The 26,715-nt window shown below is 50.7% G+C and carries 28 protein-coding genes and 1 tRNA gene; 17 read left to right on the top strand and 12 right to left on the bottom strand.

Translation table 11 applies throughout. The annotated features are described in order from the left end of the window. Positions 1–60 precede the first annotated feature (60 nt). Positions 61–2,784: an alanine--tRNA ligase gene (alaS, locus tag NGAR_RS11435; protein WP_015019900.1), complete on the top strand. Its 2,724-nt coding sequence runs from the start codon at positions 61–63 to the stop codon at positions 2,782–2,784. Between the two features lie 5 nt (positions 2,785–2,789). Beyond that, complete coding sequence (gene leuS / locus NGAR_RS11430; RefSeq protein ID WP_015019899.1) at positions 2,790–5,705, top strand: leucine--tRNA ligase; 2,916 nt, start codon at positions 2,790–2,792, stop codon at positions 5,703–5,705. Positions 5,706–5,715: 10 nt separating this feature from the next. Here the strand turns inward: leuS and NGAR_RS17670 are convergent, their stop codons facing one another. The 3 genes from NGAR_RS17670 to NGAR_RS11425 are packed head-to-tail and all read right to left on the bottom strand — an operon-like array spanning position 5,716 to position 6,318. Continuing rightward, positions 5,716–5,877, bottom strand: coding sequence for a hypothetical protein (locus NGAR_RS17670; RefSeq protein WP_187147482.1), 162 nt, complete (start codon positions 5,875–5,877; stop codon positions 5,716–5,718). Between the two features lie 38 nt (positions 5,878–5,915). After that, on the bottom strand, positions 5,916–6,080 hold the full coding sequence (locus NGAR_RS17665; protein ID WP_015019898.1) for a hypothetical protein: 165 nt from the start codon (positions 6,078–6,080) through the stop codon (positions 5,916–5,918). 25 nt (positions 6,081–6,105) lie between these two features. Beyond that, a complete protein-coding gene (locus NGAR_RS11425; RefSeq protein WP_148681366.1) occupies positions 6,106–6,318 on the bottom strand; it encodes a hypothetical protein in 213 nt (70 codons plus the stop codon). Positions 6,319–6,389: 71 nt separating this feature from the next. Between NGAR_RS11425 and NGAR_RS11420 the strand changes: the two genes are divergently transcribed. Genes NGAR_RS11420 through argF form a run of 4 tightly spaced genes read left to right on the top strand, consistent with a single transcriptional unit; the run spans position 6,390 to position 10,338 of the window. Continuing rightward, positions 6,390–7,412: an NAD(P)/FAD-dependent oxidoreductase gene (locus NGAR_RS11420; protein ID WP_015019897.1), complete on the top strand. Its 1,023-nt coding sequence runs from the start codon at positions 6,390–6,392 to the stop codon at positions 7,410–7,412. 35 nt (positions 7,413–7,447) lie between these two features. After that, a complete protein-coding gene (gene pfdA, locus NGAR_RS11415) occupies positions 7,448–7,915 on the top strand; it encodes a prefoldin subunit alpha (protein ID WP_148681365.1) in 468 nt (155 codons plus the stop codon). 19 nt (positions 7,916–7,934) lie between these two features. After that, positions 7,935–9,407 (top strand): signal recognition particle-docking protein FtsY, encoded by a 1,473-nt coding sequence (ftsY, locus tag NGAR_RS11410; protein WP_015019895.1) that lies wholly within the window; start codon positions 7,935–7,937, stop codon positions 9,405–9,407. Then, entirely contained in the window at positions 9,379–10,338 is a 960-nt protein-coding gene (argF, locus tag NGAR_RS11405; RefSeq protein ID WP_148681364.1) for an ornithine carbamoyltransferase, read from the top strand. Before ftsY ends, argF begins: the two co-directional genes overlap by 29 nt. Here argF and NGAR_RS11400 read toward each other — a convergent pair. Further along, positions 10,335–11,009, bottom strand: a complete 675-nt coding sequence (locus tag NGAR_RS11400) for a DedA family protein (protein ID WP_015019893.1) — start codon at positions 11,007–11,009, stop codon at positions 10,335–10,337. The genes argF and NGAR_RS11400 overlap by 4 nt on opposite strands. Positions 11,010–11,122: 113 nt before the next feature. Here NGAR_RS11400 and NGAR_RS11395 point away from each other — a divergent pair, with 113 nt between their 5' ends. From NGAR_RS11395 to NGAR_RS11385, 3 genes are read left to right on the top strand one after another with little or no spacing between them, the layout of a single operon-like run. Further along, positions 11,123–11,332 carry a hypothetical protein gene (locus NGAR_RS11395; protein WP_148681362.1) on the top strand — a complete coding sequence of 70 codons (210 nt, stop codon included), beginning with the start codon at positions 11,123–11,125 and terminating at the stop codon, positions 11,330–11,332. A 1-nt stretch (position 11,333) separates the two neighbouring features. Next, entirely contained in the window at positions 11,334–12,461 is a 1,128-nt protein-coding gene (locus tag NGAR_RS11390; RefSeq protein WP_187147481.1) for a DUF763 domain-containing protein, read from the top strand. Between the two features lie 34 nt (positions 12,462–12,495). After that, complete coding sequence (locus NGAR_RS11385; protein ID WP_015019891.1) at positions 12,496–12,804, top strand: Rieske (2Fe-2S) protein; 309 nt, start codon at positions 12,496–12,498, stop codon at positions 12,802–12,804. A 1,118-nt stretch (positions 12,805–13,922) separates the two neighbouring features. On the opposite strand, the gene NGAR_RS11380 is transcribed toward NGAR_RS11385, so the two are convergent. Then, positions 13,923–15,155 (bottom strand): cation:proton antiporter, encoded by a 1,233-nt coding sequence (locus NGAR_RS11380; RefSeq protein ID WP_015019889.1) that lies wholly within the window; start codon positions 15,153–15,155, stop codon positions 13,923–13,925. Positions 15,156–15,167: 12 nt separating this feature from the next. Then, positions 15,168–15,479: an MTH1187 family thiamine-binding protein gene (locus NGAR_RS11375; protein WP_015019888.1), complete on the bottom strand. Its 312-nt coding sequence runs from the start codon at positions 15,477–15,479 to the stop codon at positions 15,168–15,170. Positions 15,480–15,575: 96 nt separating this feature from the next. On the opposite strand from NGAR_RS11375, the gene NGAR_RS11370 reads away from it, so the two are divergent. From NGAR_RS11370 to pckA, 5 genes are all read left to right on the top strand, one after another. Then, positions 15,576–16,343, top strand: coding sequence for a methyltransferase domain-containing protein (locus NGAR_RS11370; protein ID WP_015019887.1), 768 nt, complete (start codon positions 15,576–15,578; stop codon positions 16,341–16,343). Between the two features lie 26 nt (positions 16,344–16,369). Continuing rightward, the gene (locus tag NGAR_RS11365; protein WP_015019886.1) at positions 16,370–16,729 is read left to right on the top strand and encodes a hypothetical protein; all 360 of its coding nucleotides are present in this window, start codon (positions 16,370–16,372) and stop codon (positions 16,727–16,729) included. A gap of 14 nt (positions 16,730–16,743) precedes the next feature. Next, complete coding sequence (locus tag NGAR_RS11360) at positions 16,744–17,043, top strand: hypothetical protein (protein WP_148681360.1); 300 nt, start codon at positions 16,744–16,746, stop codon at positions 17,041–17,043. A 116-nt stretch (positions 17,044–17,159) separates the two neighbouring features. Next, entirely contained in the window at positions 17,160–17,288 is a 129-nt protein-coding gene (locus NGAR_RS18840; RefSeq protein WP_266190244.1) for a hypothetical protein, read from the top strand. A gap of 88 nt (positions 17,289–17,376) precedes the next feature. Further along, complete coding sequence (pckA, locus tag NGAR_RS11355) at positions 17,377–18,984, top strand: phosphoenolpyruvate carboxykinase (ATP) (RefSeq protein WP_015019883.1); 1,608 nt, start codon at positions 17,377–17,379, stop codon at positions 18,982–18,984. A gap of 277 nt (positions 18,985–19,261) precedes the next feature. On the opposite strand, the gene NGAR_RS11350 is transcribed toward pckA, so the two are convergent. Together NGAR_RS11350 and NGAR_RS11345 are read right to left on the bottom strand one after the other, a co-directional pair. Beyond that, entirely contained in the window at positions 19,262–19,552 is a 291-nt protein-coding gene (locus NGAR_RS11350) for a hypothetical protein (protein WP_148681359.1), read from the bottom strand. 708 nt (positions 19,553–20,260) lie between these two features. Beyond that, positions 20,261–20,938 carry a hypothetical protein gene (locus tag NGAR_RS11345; protein ID WP_015019881.1) on the bottom strand — a complete coding sequence of 226 codons (678 nt, stop codon included), beginning with the start codon at positions 20,936–20,938 and terminating at the stop codon, positions 20,261–20,263. Positions 20,939–21,995: 1,057 nt separating this feature from the next. Here NGAR_RS11345 and NGAR_RS11340 point away from each other — a divergent pair. Both NGAR_RS11340 and NGAR_RS11335 read left to right on the top strand, forming a co-directional pair. Next, complete coding sequence (locus NGAR_RS11340; RefSeq protein WP_148681358.1) at positions 21,996–22,325, top strand: hypothetical protein; 330 nt, start codon at positions 21,996–21,998, stop codon at positions 22,323–22,325. 219 nt (positions 22,326–22,544) lie between these two features. Next, the gene (locus NGAR_RS11335; RefSeq protein WP_015019877.1) at positions 22,545–22,778 is read left to right on the top strand and encodes a hypothetical protein; all 234 of its coding nucleotides are present in this window, start codon (positions 22,545–22,547) and stop codon (positions 22,776–22,778) included. On the opposite strand, the gene NGAR_RS11330 is transcribed toward NGAR_RS11335, so the two are convergent. The 3 genes from NGAR_RS11330 to NGAR_RS11320 form a co-directional block, all read right to left on the bottom strand. Beyond that, positions 22,741–24,432 (bottom strand): hypothetical protein, encoded by a 1,692-nt coding sequence (locus NGAR_RS11330; RefSeq protein ID WP_015019876.1) that lies wholly within the window; start codon positions 24,430–24,432, stop codon positions 22,741–22,743. The genes NGAR_RS11335 and NGAR_RS11330 overlap by 38 nt on opposite strands. A 166-nt stretch (positions 24,433–24,598) precedes the next feature. Beyond that, positions 24,599–24,720 (bottom strand) — tRNA-Gln (locus NGAR_RS11325). 35 nt (positions 24,721–24,755) lie between these two features. Beyond that, complete coding sequence (locus NGAR_RS11320) at positions 24,756–25,124, bottom strand: hypothetical protein (RefSeq protein WP_228369164.1); 369 nt, start codon at positions 25,122–25,124, stop codon at positions 24,756–24,758. 41 nt (positions 25,125–25,165) lie between these two features. Here NGAR_RS11320 and NGAR_RS11315 point away from each other — a divergent pair, with 41 nt between their 5' ends. Beyond that, complete coding sequence (locus tag NGAR_RS11315; protein WP_015019874.1) at positions 25,166–25,900, top strand: YkgJ family cysteine cluster protein; 735 nt, start codon at positions 25,166–25,168, stop codon at positions 25,898–25,900. A gap of 154 nt (positions 25,901–26,054) precedes the next feature. On the opposite strand, the gene NGAR_RS11310 is transcribed toward NGAR_RS11315, so the two are convergent. Continuing rightward, positions 26,055–26,681 carry a superoxide dismutase gene (locus tag NGAR_RS11310; protein ID WP_015019873.1) on the bottom strand — a complete coding sequence of 209 codons (627 nt, stop codon included), beginning with the start codon at positions 26,679–26,681 and terminating at the stop codon, positions 26,055–26,057. Positions 26,682–26,715: the final 34 nt, after the last annotated feature.

Raw genomic sequence — 26,715 nt, 5'->3', positions numbered from 1 at the left:
CTGTCTCTTGTTGACGAAAGCATTAATACCGTATCTCAAGACAAGATAGCAGCAAAAAAATTGGGCAAGAAGGAACTGGCAGCGCTATTTTCATCGAATCCGGATAGGTACTACAAAGTATCACTATTTGACAAGATGGGCTTTGCGCGCAGGAAGTGCGGCAAGTGCGAAAAATTCTTCTGGACGCTTAACGACGGGAGGCAGTTCTGCCCAGATCACGAGAATTACAGCTTTATCAGCAAGCCGCCGACAAGCAAGCGGCTCGACTATGTCAGCGCGTGGAAAGAAGTGGACAAGTTCTTCCGCGCAAACGACCACACCATAGTCCGGCGCTACCCTGTCGTGTGCCGGTGGCGCGAAGACCTCTACTTTACGATAGCATCGATAGTTGATTTCCAGCGTGTTGTCGGCAATCAGGTTGTGTTTGAGCTGCCTGCAAACCCTCTCGTGGTTCCGCAGATGTGCCTCCGGTTCAATGACATTGAAAACGTCGGTCTGTCTGGTAGGCACTACACCGGCTTTTGCATGATAGGCCAGACCTGCAACGCCGATGCGCCTGGCGGCTACTGGAAGGACAAGTGCATCGACCTTGACTATGGCATGCTTACAAAAGGGCTTGGGATAAAGCCGGAGGAAATAACATTTGTCGAAGACGTGTGGATGGGGGCTGGAGCCTTTGGCTACTCGCTTGAATATTTCGTACGCGGTCTAGAGCTTGGTAATGCAGTGTTCACCGAATTTGAGGGCAACGAGAACGACTACCGCGTCATGCCAAACAAGATAATAGACATGGGAGCTGGCCTTGAGCGCTTTTCGTGGATAACAATGGGGACGCCAACAAGCTATGACTGCTGCTTTGGGCCAGTAGTGGACAAATTAAGGGACATCACAGGCACAGACAATGGCGGCGACGTATTGTCAAGGTATTTCGAAGCAGTGTCTTCCAAGCTTGATCACACGACAAGCGTCCGGGAGCTACGATCGCTCATTGCAAGGGAAATGAAGATCGATGAAGAAAAACTTGCAAGGCTGGTCGCGCCGCATGAAGCGATCTACACAGTAGCCGACCATGTTAGGACGCTGCTGTTTGCAATCTCTGACGGCGCGCTCCCGTCAAACGTGGGAGGCGGCTACAACCTCCGCGTGATCCTGCGCAGAGCGCTGTCGATGCTTGAGAGGCTTGGATGGAAGAACGTCAGGGTAGAAGACATTGCCGACATGCACGTCGACTACCTGAAACAAATGTACCCTGAGCTTGAAGAGTATCGGCAGGACGTCAGGACAATCCTGCAATTAGAGGCAGGCAGGTACACCAGCTCCCGTGAGCGCATGAACTCTGTAGCCATGTTGCTCAAGACAAGCAAAAAGGGCGAGCTGTCAGTGGACGACCTTATCAGGCTTTACGATTCAGATGGCATAACCCCTGACTTTTTGGTAGAGCAGGGGGTAATACAGGGCGTCCCATCGACGTTCTATACAAAGCTAGCCGAGCTCCATACCAACCTGGCAGCAGGCCAGACAGCAAAGCCCATCCGCGGCCTTGAAGGACTGCCGCCTACAAAGCTGCTCTACTATGAAGACGAAACAATGAGGGAATTCCACGCCAAGGTCATCAAGGTCGTGGACAGCAAGTATGTCATCCTTGACCAGACGGCGTTCTACCCAAGGGGCGGAGGGCAGGAGCCGGACACCGGCGAAATCGAGGACACCAAGGTGGTCGAAGTGACCAAGCAGGCAGACATTGTTATTCACAGGATAGAGGGCAATAACAACAAGCTTGCAGAGGGCCAGAGCGTGCACGCAAAGGTGAATGCACGCCGACGCGACCTTATCACAAAGCACCATACCGCGACGCACGTGCTCAACTCTGCGTCAAGGAACACACTTGGGTCTTGGGTGTGGCAGAACTCTGCCTTCAAGGAGGAGGGCTATGGCAGGCTTGACATCACGCACCATTCCGCGCTTGCCAAGGAGGAAGTACAAAAGATCGAGCATGCGGCAAACCGCGTCATCAGGGAAAACCATCCAGTCATAATCAAGACCTACGACCGGGGAGAGGCCGAGCAAGAGTTCACCTTCAGAATATACCAAGGCGGCGTCGTCCCGACAAGCAATGTGAGAATAGTCAACATCGAGGGATGGGATATCGAAGCCTGCGGGGGCACGCACGTAAAAAGCACGGGCGAGATCGGGCTGGTCAAGATTGTCAAGTCAGAGAGGATCCAGGACGGAGTCGTCAGGCTGGAATTTGTCGCCGGCGAGGCGGCGGTCAATTATATGCAGCAGCTGGACAGCCAGCTGGCATCCATAGCGCAGAAGCTGGGCTCCAGCAGAGAAAAAGTGGTCGAGTCGTTCAACAAGTCGATGGAGGAAGCCGAAGCGGCAAAGAAGAAGGTGAGGACGATGCTGAGGGTAGTTGCAGGCCCAATAGCAAAGGACATTTCGGACAAAGCAAAGAAGCTTGGCTCTGGCGTCCACCTGCATAGCACCTACGACGAAGAGCTTGACGAGGATTATCACATTGCTGTTGGCGAAAAGGCGATCGAGCTTGACAAGCAGTTGTTGTACGTCGCGCTCGTGTCAAAGGGGCAGGGCATCAGGGTCATTGTGTTTGCCGGCGAAGCCGCGCGCAAGAAGGTCAAGGCCGGCGCGGTTGCAAAGCAGGTCTCTGCCAAGCTCGGCGGCTCTGGCGGCGGTGACGACCGCTTTGGGCAGGGCGGCGGCAGGTCAAAGGACAGAATAAAGGAAGCGTTATTGCTGGCTGAAGAAGAGGCTGCAAAATAAGAGAAATGACATTCTTGATTGACTGGGGATTCATAGAAGAAAAATGGATCAAGAGGTGGGAGGCGCAAAAGCTCTTTGAGGCCGACCCAAAAGATGGCAGAAAAAAGTATTTCGTCACCGTGGCCTACCCGTACCCAAACTCTCCCCAGCACATAGGCCACGGCAGGACATACACGCTTGCCGACGCGCACGCCCGCTACATGAGGATGAAGGGCTACAACGTCCTATTCCCGATGGGATTCCACTACACCGGGACACCGATCCTTGGGATGTCGCGCAGGGTGGCCGCCGGCGATGCCGAACTGATGGACACGTTCCACAGAATCTACAAGCTGTCTGACGATGTCATCTCCACGTTTGTCGAGCCGGTCAAGATAGCAAGCTACTTCCACAATGAGATCAAGGCCGGCATGAAGGAGATGGGATACTCGATCGACTGGCGGCGCGAGTTCACTACCATTGACAGGATGTATTCCAAGTTCATCTCCTGGCAGTTCCACACGCTGCGCAAAAAGGGGCTGATTGTGCAGGGGTCGCACCCGGTCGGCTGGTGTCCTCGTGACCAGAACCCTGTGAGTCAGCACGACACCATGGGCGACGTCGAGCCGGATTTCAACGAATATACCGTCGTCAAATTCAGATCAGGTGACGGCAACAACAACATCATCCTGCCGGCAGCGACGCTCCGGCCGGAGACGCTCTTTGGAGTCACCAACATGTGGGTCAACCCTGACATCGATTACGTTCAAGCAAGAGTAGATGGCGAAGAGTGGATTGTGAGCAGGCAGGCGGCAAGAAAACTGGAATTCCTCAACCACAATGTCGAAATTATGAAGATGGTTAGGGGAAAAGAGCTCATAGGCCAGAGCGCCATCAACCCTGTCAACAATGCAACGGTTCCAGTATACCCTGCGTCGTTTGTTGAGGCTGACAGTGGCACCGGCATTGTCATGTCAGTCCCGGCACACGCGCCGTACGACTATCAGGCGCTTGAAGACTTGAAAAAGGACAAAAAGACACAGCAAGAGTTTGGCATTTCCATAAATGTCGATCCAATAATAATAATCGAGTCAGAAGGATACACCGGCGTGCCAGCAGGGCAAGCGATCGAGCAGGTGGGCGCGACCGGCCAGAATGACGCCAAGCTCGAAAAGGCGACAAGCGACCTCTACTCCCATGAGTTCTACAAGGGCAAAATGCTGGAAAACACAGGCAGGTTTGCGGGCATGGCAGTCGCCGTGGCAAAGAACGAGGTCAAGCAGGACATCGTGCAGTCCGGTGCTGCAGACACGATGTATGAACTTGTTAACAAGCCTGTCAGGTGCAGATGCGGCGCGGAATGCGTAGTCAAGCTGCTAAGCGACCAGTGGTTCCTGAATTATAGCGACAAGGAATGGAAGAGGCTGGCGCACGAATGCGCGTCCAAGATGGATATTGTGCCGCAGGACATACGGCAGGAATTCGACTATGTAATAGACTGGCTGCGCGAGCGGGCGTGCGCAAGAAAGTCCGGCCTTGGCACCAAGCTGCCGTGGGACCAAGAGTGGATAATCGAGAGCCTTTCAGACTCGGTCATTTACATGGCATACTATGTCATTGCCAAATACGTTAACAATAAAATGCTGAGTGATAATGACAACAGCATCACTGACGCGTTCTTTGACTATGTCCTGCTTGGCATCGGCAACGCCGATCAGGTCGCCAAAGAATGCAAGGTGCCCGCTTCGACGGTAGAGCAGATAAGGAAAGAGTTCAGCTACTTTTATCCTGTAGACTCGCGCCACTCTGGGCGCGACCTTGTGCCAAACCACCTTACGTTCTTTATCTTCAACCACGTCGCGATATTTGAAAAAGAAAAGTGGCCGCAGCAAATAGTGGTCAATGGTTCTGTGCTGATGGAGGGCAAAAAGATGAGCAAGTCACTTGGCAACATCATCCCGCTTCGAGCCGCCATAAGGGAGCACGGCGCAGACACCATCCGGCTTGCAATGCTGGTGTCGGCCGAGATACTGCAGGATGCCGACTTTTCATTTGATACTGTCAGGGGCATACGGTCAAAACTGCTCGGCATCTTTGAAATGGCTGAGAAATGCAAAAATCAACAGGCAGCCGCCGGCGCAGAGCTGGAAGACAGGTGGCTTGCCAGCCGGCTCCAGCGCGCAATAGCTGAGACAGCGGCGTCGATGGACAGGCTGAGGGTGAGGGAAGCAATACATAACATCCTGTACTCGCTAGAGCAGGACCTCCAGTGGTATTTGAAAAGAACTGCTGCCAAGGGCCGCGAAAACGTCACCGGCACTCTTGCAGAGTTCCTTGATGTTCAGGTCAGGATGCTTGCGCCGTTTGCTCCTTTTACTGCAGAAGAAGTGTGGGAGCGCATGGGTAACCACAATGATCAGTCAATAACTGCTGCAGGCTGGCCAGCAATCAATGAGGACAAGATAGACCCGGTCGCAGAAGAGTCAGAGTTTTTGATTTCAAGCCTGCTTACTGATCTTCAGAACATTGTAAAGGTGACAAAGATAACGCCCTCCAAGGTCGCAATATATACTTCAGCTGGGTGGAAGGCGCAGGTCTACCGGGCGATACTTGCAAACATCTTGGCCGGCAAGACCAACTTTGGGGAAATAATGAAGCAGCTGATCGCAAACCCTGAAACTGCAAAGGCAAAAACTGACCCCAAGATGGTGCAGAAAATGATGGAAGACATCCTGTCAACACCACTTGAGGCACGTAACAGGAGGCTCAACTTGACAGCGTTTGACGAAGCAGCTGCCATAAAGGACGCTGCGTCGCTGCTGTCCGCTGACATCAACAAGGCGCAGATCGTGGTCTACTCTGAAGAGGATGCTTCAAAATATGACCCTAAGTCAAAAGCGAGATCTGCAAGGCCGTTCAAGCCAGCAGTGTATATGGAATAGATAGAAGAAATCACAGCGCCTTTTTCAGTTCCTTTGCAACGGCTTCCTTGTCGTCAACTTCTACAACCACCTTGGAGTATTCATGATCCTTCGGGTGCAGGGTGATGCACTTTGAAAAATCCCTGACGTAGTAGAACGCCTTGCCTTTTCTGGTCCAGAACGTCCCTGCCATGAACCTTTTGGAACATGCGTGCCCGTCTTGAATGAAAGCTACGACGGCTTTGCCCTTTCAGTTGAAGGGGAAACAATACTTTCCTTGGGTATCGCCACTTTGCGCTTTACAGCCAAGAGCTTTTCCTTGGTGTCAAGCGTTATTATCACGTCATCCTCGCCAACGGCGATCTTGACCATGACGCCAACAACACTAAAGGCCATATCAAGATAAATGTGTTGTACTACTTTACACGTGGGCCCTCCTCTTTGCAACAATAGACGCGGCCATGTATAGTACAAAACCACAGGCCACCATCACCACGCCAAAGATCGCAACTGCCTCCCTTCCGTTATACTGGCCAAACGCGGCCAGCAGCGCGCCAATTATCAAAAGGCTGATGCCTATGCGGGCAAAGCCGGACATCTGCATTGCCTTCTTTTTCTTTGACGACGACAACATCAGAACTAGGCTCAGCCGTTAGATAATGTTATGTTTTTATGGCATCCCTTGGCAGGATATAACCAAAGAAGATGAAGATCGCAGTTGTCGGGATCGGAGTTGCCGGCGCGTACCTCATGAACAGGCTGAGCGACGATCACGACAACCAAGTGGTGGGCTTTGAGCGGATGCCGCAGGACCAACACGATGCAGTATGCGCCTGGGCGACGTGCGAAAATGTGATGGCCGGACTTGCGAAAAACTGCGGCCTCAATTTCGACGACTATGTCCTGCATGACGGCCAGCACATGATAGTAGACCTCGGAAGCAAAGACAGCGTAGACATCAAGCTCCGCGGCATGGTAAGCTACGACAAGCTGCGGCTGATACAGGACATGATAAAGGGGACGGAAATTAAGTTTGGCAGGGCTCCCAGAAAAGACGAGCTTGAGCCGGACTTTGACATCATTATCGATTCGACCGGCTTTCATCGCAACTACCTGCCAAGGGTGGGCAACGAGATGTGGATACCCTGCGTGCAATACAAGGTCCGCTACCAACCGGGCAAAGAGCCCTTTGACGACTTTTACCTAAAGTCATTTCCTTCAATGTCCGGGTATTTCTGGTACTTTCCGCTTGGCAACGGCTATGCCCACATTGGAGCCGGCGACTTTATGAAGAATCATAACCACTTTGTAGATGAATTCTTGAACAAGTACGACTGCGAAGTGATAAAAAAAGTCGGCCGGCCTGTAAGGCTCACACCACCGGCAAGCTGCGAGCCATTCACTGACGGCAAAAAGTCAGTAGGCGTAGGCGAGTCGATAGGCACAGTCTACCCGCTCTTGGGCGAAGGCATAATCCCGTCAACTTGGTGCGCCGAGCTGTTCATCAGGAACATGCACGACATGCGGGCCTATAGGGAGGCGGTGCTTGAAAAATTCAAGATTTATTCGCTTGTCTTCAAGTTCATCCAGCTAAAGATAGCAGGCAAGTTCCGCATGGTCAGGCATGGGATGGACATGCTCAAGATATACCAGCACATGAAGAGCGAGGAAGAGCGCTACGGCATGGAGGTCAGGATGGCCGACATGCTGAAGGTGTCCAGAATCTAAAGCTTTAAAAATCTAACAGACGCAGTGAGGCTGATATGAGTTCAGCCAGCGATCCTTCCAGGCAGTATGAATTGGCTGCAGTGGAGCAGAGGATCAACGAGATGGTTCAGCAGTCAAGGATCCTTGAAGCGTACATGAACGATATCATGACGCGCCAAGTGACGGTAAGCAGGTTAATGGAGGAAGCCCGCTTGGCTTCGACTACCATTCAGAACATCACTTCCGAGTCTGAAATCGAGTCGCTGATGCCAGTTGGAGTTGGGGTCTACGTCAAGACCACAGTGCCGCCGATAAAGAAGGTGGTTGTGAACCTTGGTGCCGGCGTTGCACTTGAAAAGAGCCGCGAAGACGCCCTCAATTACGTTGAATCCAGAATAAAGGAGTACGAGGTGGCGGCAAGGCAGCTAGATGCGCAGAGGCAAGAGATAGCCATGCGCATGGAACAGATGCAGGCGCAGATCAACCAGATGATACGGGCCGCCCAACAGCAGCAACCCGGCTAAAGCTTTTGGTTGAAAGCCAATGTTTGACAAGCTGAAAAAGGCATTTTCAAGTGCGGCAAAAGGGATCGGCCAAAAAGAGCTCACGGAGCAGGTCCTTGACGACGCGCTGCTGGACCTCCAGATCGCGCTTTTGGAAAGCGACGTGGCGCAGGAAGTGGTCGACGACCTGTCTAAAAAGCTGAAAAATGAGCTTCTCGGGCTAAAGCTCGAAAAAAATCAGGATGCGACCCAAGTAGTCCAATCAAAGCTGCAGGCCGCAGTCGCCGAGATATTTGCACGAGCAGGCAGGCTCGACCTGACTGAAAAGATAAAGGCGAAAAAGGACGCCAAGGCGGGGCCGTTTGTCATTGTTTTCCTTGGCATCAACGGAACAGGCAAGACCACTACGGTGGCCAAGGTTGCAAACCTGCTGCGCAAGGCCGGCTTTACAGTGGTCGTGGCTGCAGGCGACACACACAGGGCGGGTGCGATAGAGCAGTTGGAGCAGCACACGAACAGGTTGTCGCTAAAGATAGTCAAGCAGAGGTATGGGGCCGACCCATCGTCCGTAGGGCGCGACGCATACGAGCACGCCAAGAAGAACTTTATTGATGTGGTCCTGATGGACACGGCAGGGAGGATGCAGACCTCAAAGAATCTGATGGACGAGATGGGCAAGATCGTCAGGGTGGTCAAGCCGGATGTAAAGCTATTCATAGGCGACTCGCTTGCCGGCAACGACACCATAAACCAGGCAAGGGAGTTTTTCCAGTATACTAATTTTGATGGCGCGATATTGACCAAGATAGACGCGGACGCAAAGGGGGGAGCCGCGATTTCGATCGCGCACATTACTTCAAAGCCGATCGCCTATATTGGCGTCGGGCAGGGCTATGATGACATTATCCCATTTGACCCAGACAAGTTCATCGAGTCTCTGTTTGGAAGCGTCGGCGAGGTAAGCGTTGAAAACCTGATGTCGATGCCGAGAGCGCCAGAGCCGGCCAAAGCTCCAGAAGCGCCGGTGGTTGAGGAAAAGGAAGAAGAACTCCCGCCGCCAAAGCCCGTGGAAAAGCCGCGCCCTGCCATTGTTGCCCCACCGGTGCAGCCACCGGTTCAAGAAAAGTCTGCTCCCAAGCCAGTAATCCGCGAGGAACCAAAGCCCGCACCAAAGATAGTAGAATACACTCTGCCTCCGCCCCAGTCTGAAAGAGAAAAAGAACAAGAGGAGCCTCCACTGTCACCAAAGATCGAAGAACCACCAAAGGAAAAGAAGAGCAGGTTCAGCCTCTTTGGCGGCAAGAAAAAGACCGACGATGATCGCAAGAAGAAAGAGGAGGAAGAAAAGCGCTGTCGGGAAGAAGAAGAGCGGGCAAGAGAAGAGGAGGAGAGGGCAAGGCTGGAGGAAGAAGAGGAAGAGAAAAAGAAGCGCAAAGAAGATAAAGGCACTGGTGAGCAAGAAGACAAGGTAATATACCTAACAGATGAAGACATTGAAGACCTCCTTAAGTAAAAAGGACGTACTCAGCATCGCCGACCTGAGCACGCAGGAAATCAATTCGATTCTGACACTTGCAGCCAAGCTCAAGCGCGAGCAAAAGAGAGGCAAGGCGCGGCCTCTTTTGCGCGGAAAAACGCTTGGCATGATATTCCAAAAGCCCTCTACACGCACGAGGGTGAGCTTTGAAGTTGGTACATACCAACTCGGCGGGGACGCCGTGTATCTCAGCGCAAGCGACATCCAGCTCTCACGGGGCGAGACCATTCAGGACACGGCCAAAACATTGTCGCTATATTTGGACTGCATAATGGCGCGCGTATACGACCACAAGGATGTCCAGACGCTTGCCGAGTATGCCTCTATTCCAGTCATTAACGGTCTCTCTGACGAGTTCCACCCATGCCAGATTCTTGCAGACCTTCTGACGATACAGGAGCACAAGAAAAAGATGAAGGGGCTGAGCCTTGCGTGGCTCGGGGACGGGGACAACGTGTGCAACGACCTTTTGCTTGGCTGTGCCAAGACCGGCATCAGCATGACTGCCGCCTGCCCAAAGGGCTACGAGCCGCTTGAAGAAGTGGTGAAGCTGGCCAAGTCAGAGGGCATAAAGACTGGCGCCGACATTGCGATAACCGAAGACCCGGCTGCGGCTGCAAAGGACGCCGACATTGTGGTGACAGACACTTTTGTGTCGATAGGCAAGGAGGGCGAGCGCGCAACTAGGGAGGCGACCTTTCTGCCAAAGTACCAGGTCAGCTCTGACATCATGAAGCTTGCGAAAAAGGACGCGATATTCATGCACTGCCTGCCTGCAAAGCGAGGCATGGAAGTGACGGCCGACGTGATCGACAGTAGATCGTCGGTGGTGTGGCAGGAAGCCGAAAACAGGCTGCACGTGCAAAAGGCACTGCTCTGCCTTCTTATGAAAGTCGCTGCCGTCTAGTCGCTGCTCTTTGCAGGCGCCTTCTTGCGCCTGTCGTACCATACAGCGATGCCGGCGACAATGCCTGCAATAACAATGACGCTGACGATTGTAAACGTGGATGAGATCTGCTCTGAAAACCTGCTCCACGCCTCGCCAAGATAATAGCCTACAAGCGTCAGGACAACACACCACACAAGCGAGCCGGCAAACGTGTAGGTGACGAACTTTACGAAGTTCATCCGGCCGATGCCCGCTGGGATTGAGATTATTTCCCGGACGCCGGGCACCATCCTCCCTGTAAACACTGCGATAGGCCCATACCTTGCAAACCATCTCTCTGCTTTTTCGATCTCGCGCTCGCTAACCCTGACGCGCCTGCCAAACCGCACGATGGCTGCGCGCCCGACTTTCATGGACACGAAATAGATCAATATTGCGCCAGCCGTCGAGCCAAGTGCCCCTGTCGCCGCCATGCCAATTGCGTTACCAAGCCCAAACCCGCTGCTCTGCGCGACAAAGCCTACAAGCGGAAAGATTACCTCGCTTGGGATCGGTGGGAACATCACCTCGATGAACGCTGCCGCAAAGACTGCAGGGTAGCCGTATTCCACTATCATGCCTGTTATGGCATCTAGCACGCTGCCCAAAAGCCCGGCTGATGCTAGCACTACAATAACGACAGCGCGCATTTTACTGCCTCCTATGGGGGCACAGGGCATATTATGTATATACCCATACCCTCCCTCCCCCCACCGTGCTGGTCTAGTTATAAGCGCCCTTGCGCCGCCTCTGCATAGTTAAATTGACCTGCAAGAACATATGCATAAGGCTGGTCCCCGGCGGAGGCAGGATTCAGAACCCATACCAGCAGGGGTTGAGGTACTGCCGCAGGTGCGAAGTCTACCTAAGGTGCAGCAACACCCATTGCCCGTGCTGCGGCCTCCACCTTAGGTTCACTCCTGTAGACCCGCTTGCAAAAGAAAAGTTGCGGCTTTTTCTCAAGGGCGAGTGAGTTGCAAAGGGCTCCGTTCATCAACCTGCCACTCCACACTGGCCGTGCGCCGGCGTACCTCGTCCGGCGGATGATCCGCATGTCGCATGCAATGTCCAAGGTGATAATTGACGAGTACGGGCAGGTGGAGTTCCTGAGGCGGCTGTCCGATCCGCTGTGGTTTCAAGCATTTGGATGCGTGCTTGGCTTTGATTGGCATTCGTCCGGTGTCACCACCGTCGTTTCAGGCGTGCTAAAGCAGGCGCTCAAGCTGGACGTCCACGGCATATCGATTGCAGGCGGCAAGGGCAAGAAATCAACATCAGCCAAGACCGACATACTGCTGCTAGCAGAAAATTTCGGGCTTTCCTCTGCAAAAATAGACTCGCTCCTATACGCGAACAGAATGGCTGCCAAGGTGGATACCGCGGCCGTGCAGGACGGATACTCGCTTTACCACCACGTCATACTCTTTGACAAGTGTGGCAACTGGGCGGTGGTGCAGCAGGGCATGAACGCTGAGAACGGGATGGCGCGACGTTACCACTGGTTCTCTGACAATGTCCAAAACTTTGTGCGTGAGCCGCACACTGGGATAATCAGCGAAAAAAAGAATCCCTGCGCGCTTGATATGACGGCTGCTCAATCGCAGGAAAACCAGAAGGTGTGCGTCGATCTTGCCAAGAGCGACACGAACAACCTGAAATCATCTGTCTATAGGCTGGCTGCCAGAGATACGCTTGACCGATGGCTTGGCGGCGATATGGTTGTTGATGTCGTCAACACTTCTGGCTATGAAATGCCAAGGAGGCTCGACTGGGCCCTGTTCAAGCGAATCTATGACGTCCAGCCGGGCAGCTATGAAGAGCTCCTTTCAATCCCGGGCGTAGGCGGTGCGACTGTCAGGGCGCTGTCGCTCATTGCAGAGCTGATATACGGAGCCAAGGCTTCCTGGAGCGACCCCGTGAAATACAGCTTTGCCCACGGCGGCAAAGACGGGGTGCCATACCCTATTGCAAGGAAGGTCTATGATGAATCGATCCGCTACCTTTATGGTGCGATTGAAGGCGCCGAGATAGAAAGGGAGGAGCGCACGGACGCGCTGAAAAAGCTCGCAAGTTTCACAACAAGAATGTTCCCCGGGCAGTGAAATTAAAATACCGCTGCCTCAAAAAATGTGGCGTATGGCAAAGGTACTGGTCGGCAAGGCTTCTGAAATTGGCGAGGGCAAGATGACTCATGTGACTGCAGGCGGCAAGGAGATACTGGTAGCAAACATTGGGGGCAACTACTATGCCACTGGCAACATCTGCAACCACGCCGGTGCCGAGCTGCACGAAGGCGAGCTGAATGGAAAAGAGCTGACCTGCCCTTGGCATGGCGCCAAGTGGGACGTCACCACAGGCAGTATGATCTGGTTCCCGCAAAAGCTGAAGGACCTTGGCAAGTACAAGGTGACAGTTGAAAATGGCACTGTATATGTAGAAGTGTGAGCATGATGTAGCTGCTGCACCTTCCAAGCGTTAATTTAAGACACTTGGAGCAAGTTTCTGATAGATTCTCGTTTTACTGATATAGGTATTTTATTCCCAAACCAGTACTTTAGAGGCTCTTTGTTGTTTATCGCTTCAATGCTTATTTTATGATATTCCAGAAGGTGTTGTTGATGCTCCTTAGCTGGAATCTTGTCATAGCATAATTGGCAAATATCCGGACGGGCTGATTTCTTGAACACTGATTATTCCTTAACACAATGTGGAGATATGAGCTTTCAGTGTAAAATGTTGCGGCACATTCTATGGGTACATGATACACTCTTTTCCTGTGGTGCTAACTACGCCATATCAGGCTCCACTGTATTTGACTACAAGGGCCGATCTTTGACTTTCTCAGCTCTCAAAATAATTCTCTAATTCATATTTTCGTTTTTTAACTTTCAAATGTAACAATGCAGAGAACTGCATAACTGGATGGTTGACAAATTTCTAAGCATCGATACCCAAGCCCGAAAGCCGGGTTCTGTATCAGCTCTCATGCACACCTCCTGGCGAGTAGGGCTTGTATATTTGTCAAACTAAAGGTCCTATAGCACTAATTAATAAAACTGAACTTTGATTTTAGTCGCATAAATTGTTATTATTATTGCGACTGTTTCAAAAAGTGCTAAAAATATACTCTCTCTACAAGAGAACAAAAATCCATAAGCTCACTCGTCCAATCTATCGAACATCCCACAGTAAAGTTAGTGATGGGATACTTCAAGTTAGAAGACTATGATTGTTTTGTGAGTTTTGCCAAAAGAACAAAAGAAGTAGTGGATAAAGATAGCTAAGGGTATCAGAATTCTACACTAGCTAGCCTATACAGCAAAAGCATCAATCATCCTGATTAACCATGTTCTCTTGATTAAAGAAGTAATAAAAATCCATGAATATAATTGAGCGCCTAAGAAGGAAACAGATCTATCATAATGTGCAACGCAACGTGTTGACCATCTTGTTGATATGTGCCGCCATGACTGGCGCCACGGTCAGTATTTTCATCCTGCTAGACATCCTGCTTGGCTTTGAAATCTAGAGTTGTTTTGTTGTCTATAAGCTTGGATGTAAAATCAATGTTGTTTTTCTACTACTGCCGCCGGCTCTGGAGGGTCTTTTCGATAGGCCATCTTGAGCCATATCGGGGTGATTATAGTAGTCGCGGCAACCATTATGATGACTGCTGTGTAAATGTCGGCAGAGAGCACACCGGCTGACACGCCCACGCCTGCCACTATCAATCCGACCTCTCCTCTTGAAACCATGCCTATGCCCACCTTCATGGATTTGTTCTTGTTCCTGAGGAAAATCATCGCAGGCAGCCCGCAGCCAACAAGCTTTGTCACTACGGCCACTGCTACTATTATGCCTGTGATATAGAGGACGCCAAGGTTTACTCCGCGCAGGTCTACCTGCGCGCCAATAATCGCAAAGAACAGCGGCGCAAAAATGATCTCAAGCTTGCCCACGTATTCCTCTATCTGCTTTATGACCCGTGTGCTTGCAACAGCCATGCCCACTGCAAATGCGCCCACTATAGGCGACAGGCCCGCAAACGCGGCAATGCCGGCGGCTGCGAAAAATACTGCTGTCACCATGCCTTCTATGCTGCCCTTTGACTTCCATAACCGCTCCACGTGCAGTATCCTTGGGACAAGGAACACCGCGCCGACAAGCAGCGCGGCGAATATGCCAAGAATGTAGAGGATGAGCATGGTGATCTCTATGACGTCAGGGGCAACGTTTCCAGTCTGCACCATGGTGGTTACCACGGAAAGCGCGGCTATGGCCAGAATGTCGTCAACTATGGCGGCTCCAAGAATGAGCCGGGCTTCTTTTGACTGCATCCTGCCAAGCTCTGTCAACACCTGTATGGAGATGGCGATGCTGGTGGCAGTGAGGGCCGTCGCGACCAACATCGACTGCAATGCTTCAAGCCCAAAGGCGGTGAACACATAATGGCCTACAAAAAACGGCACTACGACGCCCAGAGAGCCTACGGTGAACGAGGCCGCCCCTCCCCTCATGAATTCTCTTGGGGTAATGTGCAGCCCGGCCACGAACAGTATGACCACTGCTGCTATCTCGCCAATATGACGTACTGTCTCGTCGAGGATTACCAGCGGCTCACCGTTAAAGAGCGGCAGGGCGCCTATGGCAAAGGGGCCGACTATGATGCCTGCCAAGAGCTCGCCAAGCACCACCGGCAGCCTGATCCTGTGGAACAGCTCTGCCATCAGCTTAGCGGCAAAAAGCAGTATGCCAAGTGAAATCATTACATGCAGGAATGTCGATTCTACAGCCATGATCTTGGTCCATTATTTTTTCAGCTTGCGCTTTACGGATTTTACTTTGTCCTGCAGCGTCTGGGCCTTATCTAGGCGCTCGTCTATCCTGACTGTGGATATTACGCGCTTGGCGCCGGCAGACTTGGCGGCCTCGTGAGCAGCCTCTACCGCCTGAAGCACGCTGTCAAGGTTCTTGGCCTCGACTTGGGTCCCAAGCGCCGTAAGTTTAGTTTTGAGATTTTTTATTTTGTGAATAGCATCAAATGCAGCGGCCACTTCCTTGCTCATGCTAGTGTCGTGTCTTCCAAGCGGCACGATGCTGATCTCCGCGTGAACGGTCATAATGTCATTATGTAGAGCAAGGGGTTATAATAATTGGTACGGCGTCGCGGCCAAACTTTACTTTTTATTATCGGACGGGAATCAAGCAGGTAGTAGTTGGAACTGGAAGAATTCCTATCCTCATTGCCGCAAGCGATAATCTCAGGTGAAGCCGTCTCGCTGCCTGACAATGTTATAAGAAGGATATTCAAGTTTGCAAAGCTGAAAAAGAGCGACGTATTCTACCACCTTGGATGCGGCGAAGGCAACGCGATCAAGATTGCGGCCGAAGAATTTGGCGTAAAGAGGTCTGTCGGGATCGAGCTCAACGAGGCGACGGCTGCCAAGGCGCGAGAACGGGTCGCTGGCATCAAGAACGCCGAAATAGTCAACGCCGACATCAGAAAGGCCGACATTTCAGACGCTACTGTGCTGTTCTTTTGGTTCAACGACCCGGAAATGGTTGATGCAATGACTAGGCGTTTCAAGAAGCTGAGGGACGACACGCGGGTGATAACGATATGGGCGCCGCTTGGCATGACGCTGCCTGATAGGGTGGATTTCCCGTTTTTTGTCAGCAAAAAGCCGTTCAAGCGCGCAAAGTCTATTCGGCAGCAGATAAAGGCGATCTACAGAACTGACTGCATAGACTTTACCGCCGCGTGGCTTCTTGCAGAGCGGTACATTGACGCGCTCGAAGTAGTGCCAAGCGACTACCGGCGGTTTGTCAACATGCTGCAGGGCATGGTGATATGGATAAACGCATGGAATATGGGCGTCGCGTGCGAAGATAAGATCCCTCCGCCTGTCCAGACCTATGTCGGGATACTAAGGACATTTTTTAACATCGACCTGACAAGCATGATAAAAAAAGAGCAAAAATAGCCTCTGTATGCTCTATATACACTGCGTTGGAGTTCGACCCTGAGCTCATAGTCATGCAGGCTGCCTCAACAGAGCCGGACACTAAGGCGATCGAGGATCTGATGGGCGAGGTCCTGATGATGGCTCATGCCGAGGAATCTGCCATTCACATAAGCTCGGCAGAGCAGACCTTTGGATGGAACTTTTACATCATGTCTGTCGACAAGGAGGTCGCAAGGCAGCTTGCGCAGCTGCCGGAAAGCGGCCTGTTGGCCGTCAGGGGAGATTCGCTTGAGCAAAAGTTTGTCGGCTGGCTCAACCGGCGGGCAAAAGCCAAGGGCGCCGATGGCAAGGTCCACTTTAACCTACTGTCAGATCTCAACTCGTCTCGCTACGGATTATTTTAATAGAGAGCATAAGCATGAACCTACATCGGGGACCGATGGACGCCAGAGTAAAGAAGGCGGTGCTTAGCAAGATAGACGAGACAGTGTCAAATATCGACGAGATTTCAAAGATCAGGCACAGCCTTGCCCACATCCCTGTCGGCAGCCAAGACGACTTTGCGTTTGGCATAGCCATTGGGCGCATATACAACTCGTTCCACTACCAGACAAGGCGCGCGCTCAAGCGCAATGCCACCGAGGAAGAGTTTGCCGAGTTTCTTGAAATTCTGTCAAAACAGGCCGGCAACATAAGGAAGGTGCTAAAGCAGCAATAGCTGCGCCCGCCCACGTTTTCTGGCAGCTGACAGCTAAAACCTTGCCTGAGAAGCTCAAATGGAGCGTGATTAGCCTGAAAATCTTTTTAAGCTACCAGCTTTCACTCACACAAAGCTTGTCTCCTGATGTAGAAATGGTGCTGCTGACGCCTGACGAAATCAACCGCTTTATTTCGACGCTCAAGTCTCGCTACACCACCGGTCCTGTAGCCAAGAAAAAAACTGCCCGCGCCCGGTCTGCATAGGAAAAAGAAAGAGTAGTTCGAAGTATAGAACTTGCTTCTATGGCTATTTCACTAAATCGATTAAATCTGCAGTTAATGTTAAAGTTATATGCTTCTAGAAGATAACCCAAAGATTATAACTACAAAGTCTATGATACAGCTCGCAGAGATGGATATCAAGCTCGGCAGGGTTCATCACAACCTGTCAGTTCCGTTATTAGTCGAATTAATTATCAATCGAAAGGAAGGTATCCTTTCTTCCACCGGGGCGCTCTCTGTCAAGACCGGCAGGTTCACCGGCAGATCGCCTGATGACAAATACATTGTCGACGACGAAGTCACGCACGACACAGTCGACTGGGGCAAGATCAACCACCCGATCTCTGAGGAGAACTTTGACAAGATATTCAACAGGATGAAGAGCCACATAGAAGACAAAGAGCTCTTTATCTTTGACGGCTTTGTAGGAGCAGACCCCGAGAACAGGCTGCCGATAAGGGTTATCAACAACAGAGCGTGGCACAACCTCTTTGCCCGACAGCTGTTCATAAGGCCGACCCTAGAAGAGCTGGAGAACTTCAAGCCTGAATTTACCCTGCTCTCATGCGACGACTTTGCAGCCATCCCAGAGGAGGTCGGCACCAGAACCGAGACTTTTATCATTATCAACTTCAAGAAAAAGCTGGTGCTCATTGGATCGACGTCGTACGCCGGCGAGATCAAAAAGGCCATGTTCTCCATCATGAACTTTATCCTGCCAAGAAAGGGCGTATTTCCAATGCACTGCTCCGCCAATGTCGGCAAGGCTGGAGACACGGCGCTGTTCTTTGGGCTGTCTGGCACGGGCAAGACCACGCTGTCGGCAGACCCGGATCGCCAGCTGGTAGGGGACGACGAGCACGGCTGGTCTGACGCCGGCATCTTTAATTTTGAAGGCGGCTGCTACGCCAAGTGCATCAACCTGAAAAAGGAAAAAGAGCCCCAGATCTGGAACGCGATCCGCTTTGGCTCTGTAATGGAAAACGTCGTGATGCGTGATGGCACTAGGGAGCCGGACTTTGACGATGGAAGTCTGACTGAAAACACGCGCGTTGCCTACCCGCTTGACTATATCGATGGCGCAGTGATCCCAAGCGTCGCCGGCCACCCAAAGGTGATAATATTTCTGACCGCTGACGCATTTGGCGTAATGCCACCTATTGCAAAACTGACAAAAGAGGGCGCGATGTATCACTTTATGTCTGGCTACACCAGCAAGCTTGCAGGCACAGAGCGCGGCATTACAGAGCCAAAAGAGACGTTCTCTCAATGCTTTGGCGCCCCATTCATGCCACTGCATGCGTCAAAATACGCCGCAATGCTTGGCAAAAAAATGACAGAGCACGGCACACGCGTCTACCTGATCAACACTGGTTGGACAGGCGGGCCATATGGCGTTGGCAAGAGGATGAACCTTGCTTACACAAGGGCAATGGTGACTGCCGCCCTTAATGGCGAGATCGACCGTGTCCCGGTAAAGCACCACGCCATATTCAACCTTGACATGCCAACATCGTGCCCTGGAGTGCCTGATGAAGTCCTTGACCCGCGCAACACGTGGTCAGACAAGGACAGTTATGATGCGGCAGCCAAGCGGCTGGCGGCACTCTTTGTCAAGAACTTTGAAAAGTTCGGCAACGTGTCAAAAGAGATAATCGAGGCAGGCCCAAAAATATAAGAAGAAAAAAGGAATGATAGCCCGCTATAGCTCGACACTGTAGTTCACACTACACTAACAGAAATTTGCTTATAAACTTGACGTGGAGTACAATGGTGTTTACAACACAAAGGTACCAAGTCTAACCATCTTAAAAGCCCTAAAAAATACATCTTTTGTGGAATCGGCTGCAAAAGCAGAAAGGAGAAGTAGTGAAGCAAGAAAGGTATCAACACTTCTACTGATAAATGTAAAGGTAGTGCAACAGCATCTGCGAGACTCAAGTTATCGCGGATGTTCACTCACTGACGTGTATATTCTCTACAGTCCTCTCTGACAGTGGTGTCGGAGCGATGATGAATATGCCGTCCCAGATGAATATCTTGATTCTGTACAACCCCTGTTCTGTTGGGGTGATCCACTGTCTTGTATGCTGTGTCGTTTGGCCGTATGCCAACTTGCCTTCAACCCAATCAATATGCGTTACGATGCCGTTCGAGTCTTCGACCTGTATGATCAATGCATAGTTTTGCTCGACCTGTTGGTAGTTCTTGAACGTGACGACTATGTTGATCTGCTGTCCTGACATTATGTCCAATAAGTCAAGGCCGTGTGCGTTGGTAAATCTCGTGCTCAGAACCTGCACCTTGGACAGCGGATTGGCGCTGAAGTAGTCTTCAGAGTATGTTGTAAGGTCAACGACAGGACCTCTACCACTGCGTCTTTCTTGCTCGCCTCTAGGTTCAGCCTGCGCAAGAGTGGCTCTTGCTTCGTCGGCCAGAGAGGCCGCGTCTGTAATGTTGATGTTTACTGTACGAACCGGCGTGATGCTGTCACTTATGGCGACAGTGTCGGTTGGAGTGACAGTATAAGATGTGGCTGATTGTACTGCGACGCTGTCTGACAGGGCTATGGTATCTCTGGCAGAGCTAAAAGGAGACGCGCGGTCACTTATGGCGACAGTGTCGGTTGGAGTGACAGTATAAGATGTGGCTGATTGTACTGCGACGCTGTCTGACAGGGCTATGGTATCTCTGGCAGAGCTAAAAGGAGACGCGCGGTCACTTATGGCGACAGTGTCGGTTGGAGTGACAGTATAAGATGTGGCTGATTGTACTGCGACGCTGTCTGACAGGGCTATGGTATCTCTGGCAGAGCTAAAAGGAGACGCGCGGTCACTTATGGCGACAGTGTCGGTTGGAGTGACAGTATTGGAAACGGCATATGCAAAGGAGCTGGTAAGAATCAGCGAAAAAATTATCGATGCCGCCAGCGCTACTTTTCTTGTTCCAATATTCTATGTCACTATTGTCCACGAGACGCTGATGGTATCGTTGGGATTAAGAGTCACAGCAGTTATGGCGGATTCTGCAATTATCAGCGGACCTGCAGCCGTGTTAGAACCATCGCCGCTTGCAAGGGCAAGGCCATTGATCGTTATTGTGCCGCCACTCATGTTCGTAAGCACTGGCGTCGAATCTGTAAACTGGCATGTGCCGGACGAGGGTGCAGTTCCGTCGTTTACAATTGAGCAGACAGTAGCTGGCGTTAACTGCACAAAATTATTTGTGGTATCGAATGTTCCTGTGCCCCTCAACTGCCCACTTCCGGTGGTAGCACTGACAGTGATTATCGATCCTCCTGCCTGATACTGGGCTGGCGGGGCACCAAAACTGGTAATACATCTGCCAGCAGACACTACACCGGATAGCGCACCACCGCCTGACGGCGCCGTGCAATCTGCCGCAGTTGGCTCGTTGGAGTTTGGAGTGCCGCTTATGAATTGGACCCACCACGTGGGATTTGCGACGCTTACTACATTAGGGGTCTCGCCTGTAATGTGGCTCTCGCACCTGTTCATCTGCACGCAAAAGTAAATGGCACCGGCGCTCGTGATTATGTTGTGGGCTTTTTGCTCGGATTTTATGTTGCCTGCGCTATCATGAACTCTAATAACGACTTCGTCGTTTTTCAAAGCACTGCTGATAGAGTCGGTCAGCTTGGCGTCGCTAACGCTCGGGGGGGGGGAGAATTATTAGCAGCGAGAAAGTAACCGAAGGAGCCAGCCGACAACAATGCAAACGCTATGATTGAAGGCAGCAATACTCGCTTGATTTGTAACATCTGCACTATCGGTCATTATAGGGTGTATAAGAAAGTTCTGTCAGATTTTTCACAAAAAATGCCAAAGAGTGGAAAACAGTAACAAATTATCCGATAATATGCCCAGGAGTCACTTTTTTTATCCTGGAGGTCATTTGTCCAACAAGGAGACAGAGTCGGTAACATTTATGGAATAGTTCCGTGGTTTTTGCATGATATTAAGAGAAGTTGAATTGGTTTCGATAGGCGTTGTATGATCTCTGATGCTGGTCATCCAAGCCACTGCTATGGCAAGTGAAGCCAGTACTACGATTGCCAGCGAAAATATCCTAACTTTGTTCACAATTTTCCAGATATGGCACTTGCACTTTTACTTTTTGGTGATATTGGAGGTCATGTTGTGTGTAGAGCTAAAGACATGATGTGTCACCACTTATGCACGACGAACAAAGTGAGAGTTGTAGAATGGCACACATTAGGACATAAATTTAGCAACCAACATCAGCGGAGCACACCTGTGGCAAGACCTCTGGTTCAGGCAAATTGTAGTGCGCGATGATTGCTTGAATGATAAAGTACTACAACCTTACTTACAGGCGTGTGCAAAGAGCAGAAAATGTATGATAAGGTAAAAGAGAATTGGACATGAAAATGGAGAATGCGGGGAGAATATCTCTCTGGCACCGGCAGTAACCAAAACCTTTTGGAGTCACAAGTCAAGTCCGCACAACATCATTGCCATTCTGCCGCATATCTGCAGCAAGCGCCAAAAGCACAAGGCCGGTGCTTTTTGGCAGCAACGTTCTTTTTTTCAATTCAATTCAAGCATATCTTGACAGGGCCAGGCGGCTCTTGCATGTATCAGACAGGGCTCGCGTATGGTTCCCATGTCCGATCTAATTAATTGGCACCAGTGGTGCCACTCAGCTATGCCTGGTGCCAAATCTGATATGTCCATCGTCCTGCAAGTTGGCACCATGGTGCCATTTTTTGATACCAGAGCTTGTTCTGGTACCAAACACGACGCTGGTATCACCCATTTTGGCACCAGTGGTGCCAGATCATATGCTCAAAGTGGTACCACTAGTACCAAAATTCCTTTTCTGGTGCCAGATTTGGTACCACTGGTATCAAGCAAACTGCACAGATTAACTGAAAATAAATCGATTCGTCTAAAGATGGGTTTGGTGCTACTGCACCGCCTGTTCTGGTACCGACATGGTACCAACGTATGGGAAGCAGGCATTGCCTGCAATTAGAATTACGTTCGGTAGTTCTGATGTTATTATTTTGCAATATCATTATCGATATTAGAATTAATAAACATTCTTGTAAGTAAAAACACAAGATTCTTGCTAGCTAATAGCAAAATTCACACATGAATCATGCCAATCTATAGCTCTAGAACAGATATGGTAATTCACAAACCCGGCGCAATTTTCCTGCCTTAAATTCGTACAGTGCTGTAGTATTTGGAGGTGAATGATGCAACCACAGAAGAAACGCAAATTGCAGACAACCCGCGGACCCGAGTCAGAATCAACACAGAGATAGAAGGCGAACCGGCAAAGATTTTGCTTGAGCTGAAGCAGCGCGGCCTTGTTTCGGACAACACCGATGCCGTCAACCAAGGCCTGCTTGTGCTGTATGACAGAACGCTAAGGCGGGACCTGGCTAGACTTCAGCTGCGGCAGTTGAAGGAAGTTCAGTAGGAAGGACTTCTCTTTTTTCTTTCCCCTTGCCTTCTTCAAGTTCTTCTTCAAATCTGTACACGTCGCTGTTAGCCGTTATTGCGTCGCTCAACACCTTGACCGCATTTTCAGGTTTATCCCATATCGCATCTAGCATCCTTCTGACATCATTTTCGTTCCTTGCCGCCCTGCATATCTTCTGGACGGTGACTTCTTTTGGCACCTGCCTGTCGTGCAGCTTCTGGTTAAAGTCGGAGGCCCTCAGCAGCTGAACATTCAATCTTGATGCATATTGTGCGAGAGTGATCTTTTCTCCTTCTGTTCCATCTTTGCCATTTACTTTTATGTGGATATCTTCAAAGGCTCCTGCGGCAAATACACCGATTACTCCATTTTTTACCTGCCTTCCTTCCGGCGTGTCTACGCCAAAGTCAGTGCTCCACTTGAGCACGTTAAAAAAGTCGTCAAGGTCCTTCCTTCTCACAATGCCCCACTTGCATTCCAGCACGTATGTGATGGGCTTGGCAAACACCGACGGTGTCACCGTCCACACCCTGTCTACCTCTGCATTCTGCCTTCTATCACCCACGCTTTTGATCAAATGGAGAGTAATGCGCCTTGGGTCCATCCTGCCGTCGTTGCCATTATTCCTGTGATTCTGCATTCTGAATTCGGCTCCAACAGTGAATTTATCAATGAACCATTCAACACAAGCTTCCCAGTTGTGGCCAATGCGGTTTGCCCTTCCCTTGCTCATTCTGATGTAGTTCTTTGCCATCTCCAAAGCTGCATTTAGAACCTCGCCATTCATTGAAGACTCGTGGTAATAGTACCTGAAATTGCCAAACAGCTTGACCTCTTTGATACCGGGATAGAGCTGCATAGCTCTTGCAACTGCCGTGTTGGCCTCGTTTTCGGTTGTTCCAAGCTTGTCTCTTATCAGGTTAAAGCTCACCAGCCTCCCAAGCTCGCTTTCGGCTATCGTGGTGTTTCTTATTGCAAGCACCCTTTCTACCACCGGATTTGTGGACGCCTTGTTGCTAAGTGCCTGGTTTGTCTTTGCCACCGCGTCTTTCAATGCGCTTGTTTCATCTTTGTTGCTGCTGTCGATCCAAGTTACAAGATAGCCTTCTGCAAAAGGGGAGCAAGAATCATGCGTCTGGTATCCTCTGATGTACAGCAAACCTTTTCTTTCGTACCTTCTTGCTGCAGTCATTACGTCCGGCATCTTTACTCCCCTGTCTTTCAGCGCGTTGTATATCTCGGTAGAATAAAACGCCCTATCTGAGTTATCTTTGAGGAAGTTCAAGATCAACCGTGCCTTGCTCTTCTCCCCCTTGCTGCCCCTCTTGTCTGAATACTCGCTGCTGAATCGCACAAACCTACGGCCATCAATGCTGTAATCTTGAGGCTCAGTACTATCTCCGTTCAATACGTACAGGTGGTACAGTCTGGTGTTGCTTGTTGCCCCGTGCCTGCCTCTGAACTTTTTGCAGTTTTCTGATACCGGTCTATCAGTACGGAGAACAAGACCCGCTCTCCACAGTTTAGATAGTGCAGTCCAGACTTTGCTTCTTTCAAGGCTGGTAGCATTGACGATATCTTGAGCTGACTTTGGCTTGCCGTCTGCCATTGCCGATATTATCAGCCTTGCATAGTCTCTACTACCCAACATAATATACCAGCTCCAAAGTATAAAAGGCGGAAAAACTGCAAAGGCACGACGAGAGGCAGTTCGAACCGGAACTGTGATCTCGTACAGCAGCAAAAATGGAACAAGGTTTATTCTTGCTTATTTGCTCAAAAGGAGCAAGAATATTGCTTCTTTTCATGTAAGGAAATGGTAGCCCGGAGCAGATTCGAACTGCTGTCTCCAGGTTTCTTTTCTTCTTTTTCTAGTAAGATCCAGAGCCTGGAATCCCTAGCCCTCAACCTTGGAGATTGGCCACTAGACGACCGGGCTAACCAAAAACCCGACTGCATACCCTATATTTGACTCTAACGTTTTGTATTGACTTCCCTGATAACAAGACCGTATTCAAGAGGAGCCTTTTTCCTCATATAAGGAATGAGGCGGTAGTGGATAGAGTAGATATTCTTGTCTCTGGTGATGATGTTTTTTATCAAAAGTGAAACAAAGCCGCCAGCAACCTTTGAAGGCGCGACGCCGCTCTCCTTGCAAAAAGCGTCCCTTTTTACGTGGTATTCTTTTAGCGTGAAATATGACCTGTTGACTTCTAGAACCAGCGGCCACACCACGTTTTCCCATACCATCCTGCGGTTCTCCGTGGACGATGCATGTTTGCCCTTTCTTCTAACAACCGGCTGCTGCTCTTCCACGGGTCGCTCGTGTTGCGGGCTGAGCAAAGTGGAGTACGTTTAAACCTCCGGGTTTATAATTTATCACAGTGCAGGCAGACACCTCGGTCAAGGACGCACTCGACCTCCTAGCCCAAAAATGGAAGATTGATCCAAAACTGTACGACCTCCAGACGGGCAGGCGCGACGACGTAGTCGACAATCCTGTGAATGTTGGAGGTGTGGTATTCCATATTCCGGTGCTGTCAAAGGACAACCTTTATGTCCTCTGGAAGTGCCTCTGGCCCGACTGCCACAACTGCTGCGAGCGTCAGGGCAGGCTGCCATTGACAAAGGACGACATCAAGATGATCTCTAGAAAGATAGGCTATGCTTCAGAGCCGGAATTTTTGAAAAATGAAACTCTGGTTTCAACTTGGCAGGAGCAGGGAATGCTTGGAAACATAATCACCACGCTTACAATGATCTCCCTCAAGCGCAAAGTGGACGAGCGGCCGGACCAAGACGGAACGCCGCTGCGCTGTAGGTTCCTGGATGACAAGGGCTACTGCGGCATCCACCCTGACAAGCCCGGTGTCTGCTGGCTATATCCATTCGCCTCGTGGCTTGAAGCCGACGCGAGGGGGCAGCCTGTAGTGCACGCAACGTTCCAGTTCACAGGCGACTGCCCTGGCTTTTATCTTGACAAGTCAATGGACAGTATGATGCCGGTTCTGCAGGAATATTCTGCCAAGATCTACAGCTACAACATGGCGGTGAGCAGGACGACACGGGAGAACTATGGCACAGTCAATTTCGTGGATGTGCGGAAGAAGAAAAACTAGTCGCGCACAATTCTGGCTTTCATGCGGAGCGCCGGTTCATTAGCGTGATCTTTGAAGACATGATCGATATATCTTTCATAGCTTGGAAAAGAACTGTTGCAGGCTGGGCAGACCACGCGGTATAACATAAATGAAGAAAAGGAAAGAGGGTTTTTTACTGCCTGAACCTCTTGGCGACTTCGTCCCAGTTGACCACATTCCACCAGGCCGTGACATAGTCGGCACGCTTGTTCTGGTACTTCAGGTAATATGCGTGCTCCCATACGTCAAGTCCTAGCAACGGGGTAAGCTTTTCCTTGTTCCACCTTGTCCACGGGCTTGTCTGGTTTGGCATGGTGATAAACTGCACTCCGCCGGATGCGTTCTTGACAAGCCATCCCCAGCCGCTTCCCTGAATTGCGACAGTGTCTGTCTGGAATTTCGTCTTAAAGTCGTTAAAGCTGCCAAACGCCTTCTTGATCGCGTCTGCCAGCTCGCCGCTTGGCTCTCCGCCACCGCCTTTTTTCATGTTGTTCCAGAAAAGGGTGTGGTTGTTGTAGCCTCCGCCGTGGAAGTTGACGGCACCTCTTGCACTTTCCGGGACGGAATCAATGTTCTTCAAAATGTCTACAACGTCGTTCTTGTTCTGCCATTCCGGACCTAAGCTGCTAAGCGCCTTGTTCAGGCCGTCGGTGTACGCTTGGTGGTGTTTTGTGTGATGGATTTCCATGGTTCTTGCATCAATATGTGGCTCCAGTGCATCATACGAGTAAGGCAATGGAGGAAGGGTAAAGTTAGCCATGCATGAGAGAAGCCAAGGGAAGAATATATTGTTT

The organism is Candidatus Nitrososphaera gargensis Ga9.2 (assembly GCF_000303155.1).
GTDB classification, from domain to species: Archaea; Thermoproteota; Nitrososphaeria; order Nitrososphaerales; family Nitrososphaeraceae; genus Nitrososphaera; species Nitrososphaera gargensis.
The sequence above is the reverse complement of the archived record's forward strand: the minus strand, read 5'-3'. Positions and strand labels throughout refer to the sequence as shown.

Excerpts from the sequence above, each read along its gene's own strand:
- NGAR_RS11385 (WP_015019891.1), top strand. The coding sequence starts at position 12,496 with ATGGCAAAGGTACTGGTCGGCAAGGCTTCTGAAATTGGCGAGGGCAAG.
- NGAR_RS11375 (WP_015019888.1), bottom strand. The coding sequence starts at position 15,479 with ATGACCGTTCACGCGGAGATCAGCATCGTGCCGCTTGGAAGACACGAC.
- NGAR_RS11350 (WP_148681359.1), bottom strand. The coding sequence starts at position 19,552 with ATGTCAGGACAGCAGATCAACATAGTCGTCACGTTCAAGAACTACCAA.
- argF (WP_148681364.1), top strand. The coding sequence starts at position 9,379 with ATGAAGACATTGAAGACCTCCTTAAGTAAAAAGGACGTACTCAGCATC.
- NGAR_RS11400 (WP_015019893.1), bottom strand. The coding sequence starts at position 11,009 with ATGCGCGCTGTCGTTATTGTAGTGCTAGCATCAGCCGGGCTTTTGGGC.
- NGAR_RS11420 (WP_015019897.1), top strand. The coding sequence starts at position 6,390 with ATGAAGATCGCAGTTGTCGGGATCGGAGTTGCCGGCGCGTACCTCATG.
- NGAR_RS17665 (WP_015019898.1), bottom strand. The coding sequence starts at position 6,080 with ATGGCCTTTAGTGTTGTTGGCGTCATGGTCAAGATCGCCGTTGGCGAG.
- pfdA (WP_148681365.1), top strand. The coding sequence starts at position 7,448 with ATGAGTTCAGCCAGCGATCCTTCCAGGCAGTATGAATTGGCTGCAGTG.
- NGAR_RS11360 (WP_148681360.1), top strand. The coding sequence starts at position 16,744 with ATGAACCTACATCGGGGACCGATGGACGCCAGAGTAAAGAAGGCGGTG.
- NGAR_RS11310 (WP_015019873.1), bottom strand. The coding sequence starts at position 26,681 with ATGGCTAACTTTACCCTTCCTCCATTGCCTTACTCGTATGATGCACTG.
- NGAR_RS11380 (WP_015019889.1), bottom strand. The coding sequence starts at position 15,155 with ATGGCTGTAGAATCGACATTCCTGCATGTAATGATTTCACTTGGCATA.
- NGAR_RS11330 (WP_015019876.1), bottom strand. The coding sequence starts at position 24,432 with ATGTTGGGTAGTAGAGACTATGCAAGGCTGATAATATCGGCAATGGCA.
- NGAR_RS11340 (WP_148681358.1), top strand. The coding sequence starts at position 21,996 with ATGCCTGGTGCCAAATCTGATATGTCCATCGTCCTGCAAGTTGGCACC.
- leuS (WP_015019899.1), top strand. The coding sequence starts at position 2,790 with ATGACATTCTTGATTGACTGGGGATTCATAGAAGAAAAATGGATCAAG.
- NGAR_RS17670 (WP_187147482.1), bottom strand. The coding sequence starts at position 5,877 with ATGGCAGGGACGTTCTGGACCAGAAAAGGCAAGGCGTTCTACTACGTC.
- pckA (WP_015019883.1), top strand. The coding sequence starts at position 17,377 with ATGCTTCTAGAAGATAACCCAAAGATTATAACTACAAAGTCTATGATA.
- NGAR_RS11425 (WP_148681366.1), bottom strand. The coding sequence starts at position 6,318 with ATGTTGTCGTCGTCAAAGAAAAAGAAGGCAATGCAGATGTCCGGCTTT.
- ftsY (WP_015019895.1), top strand. The coding sequence starts at position 7,935 with ATGTTTGACAAGCTGAAAAAGGCATTTTCAAGTGCGGCAAAAGGGATC.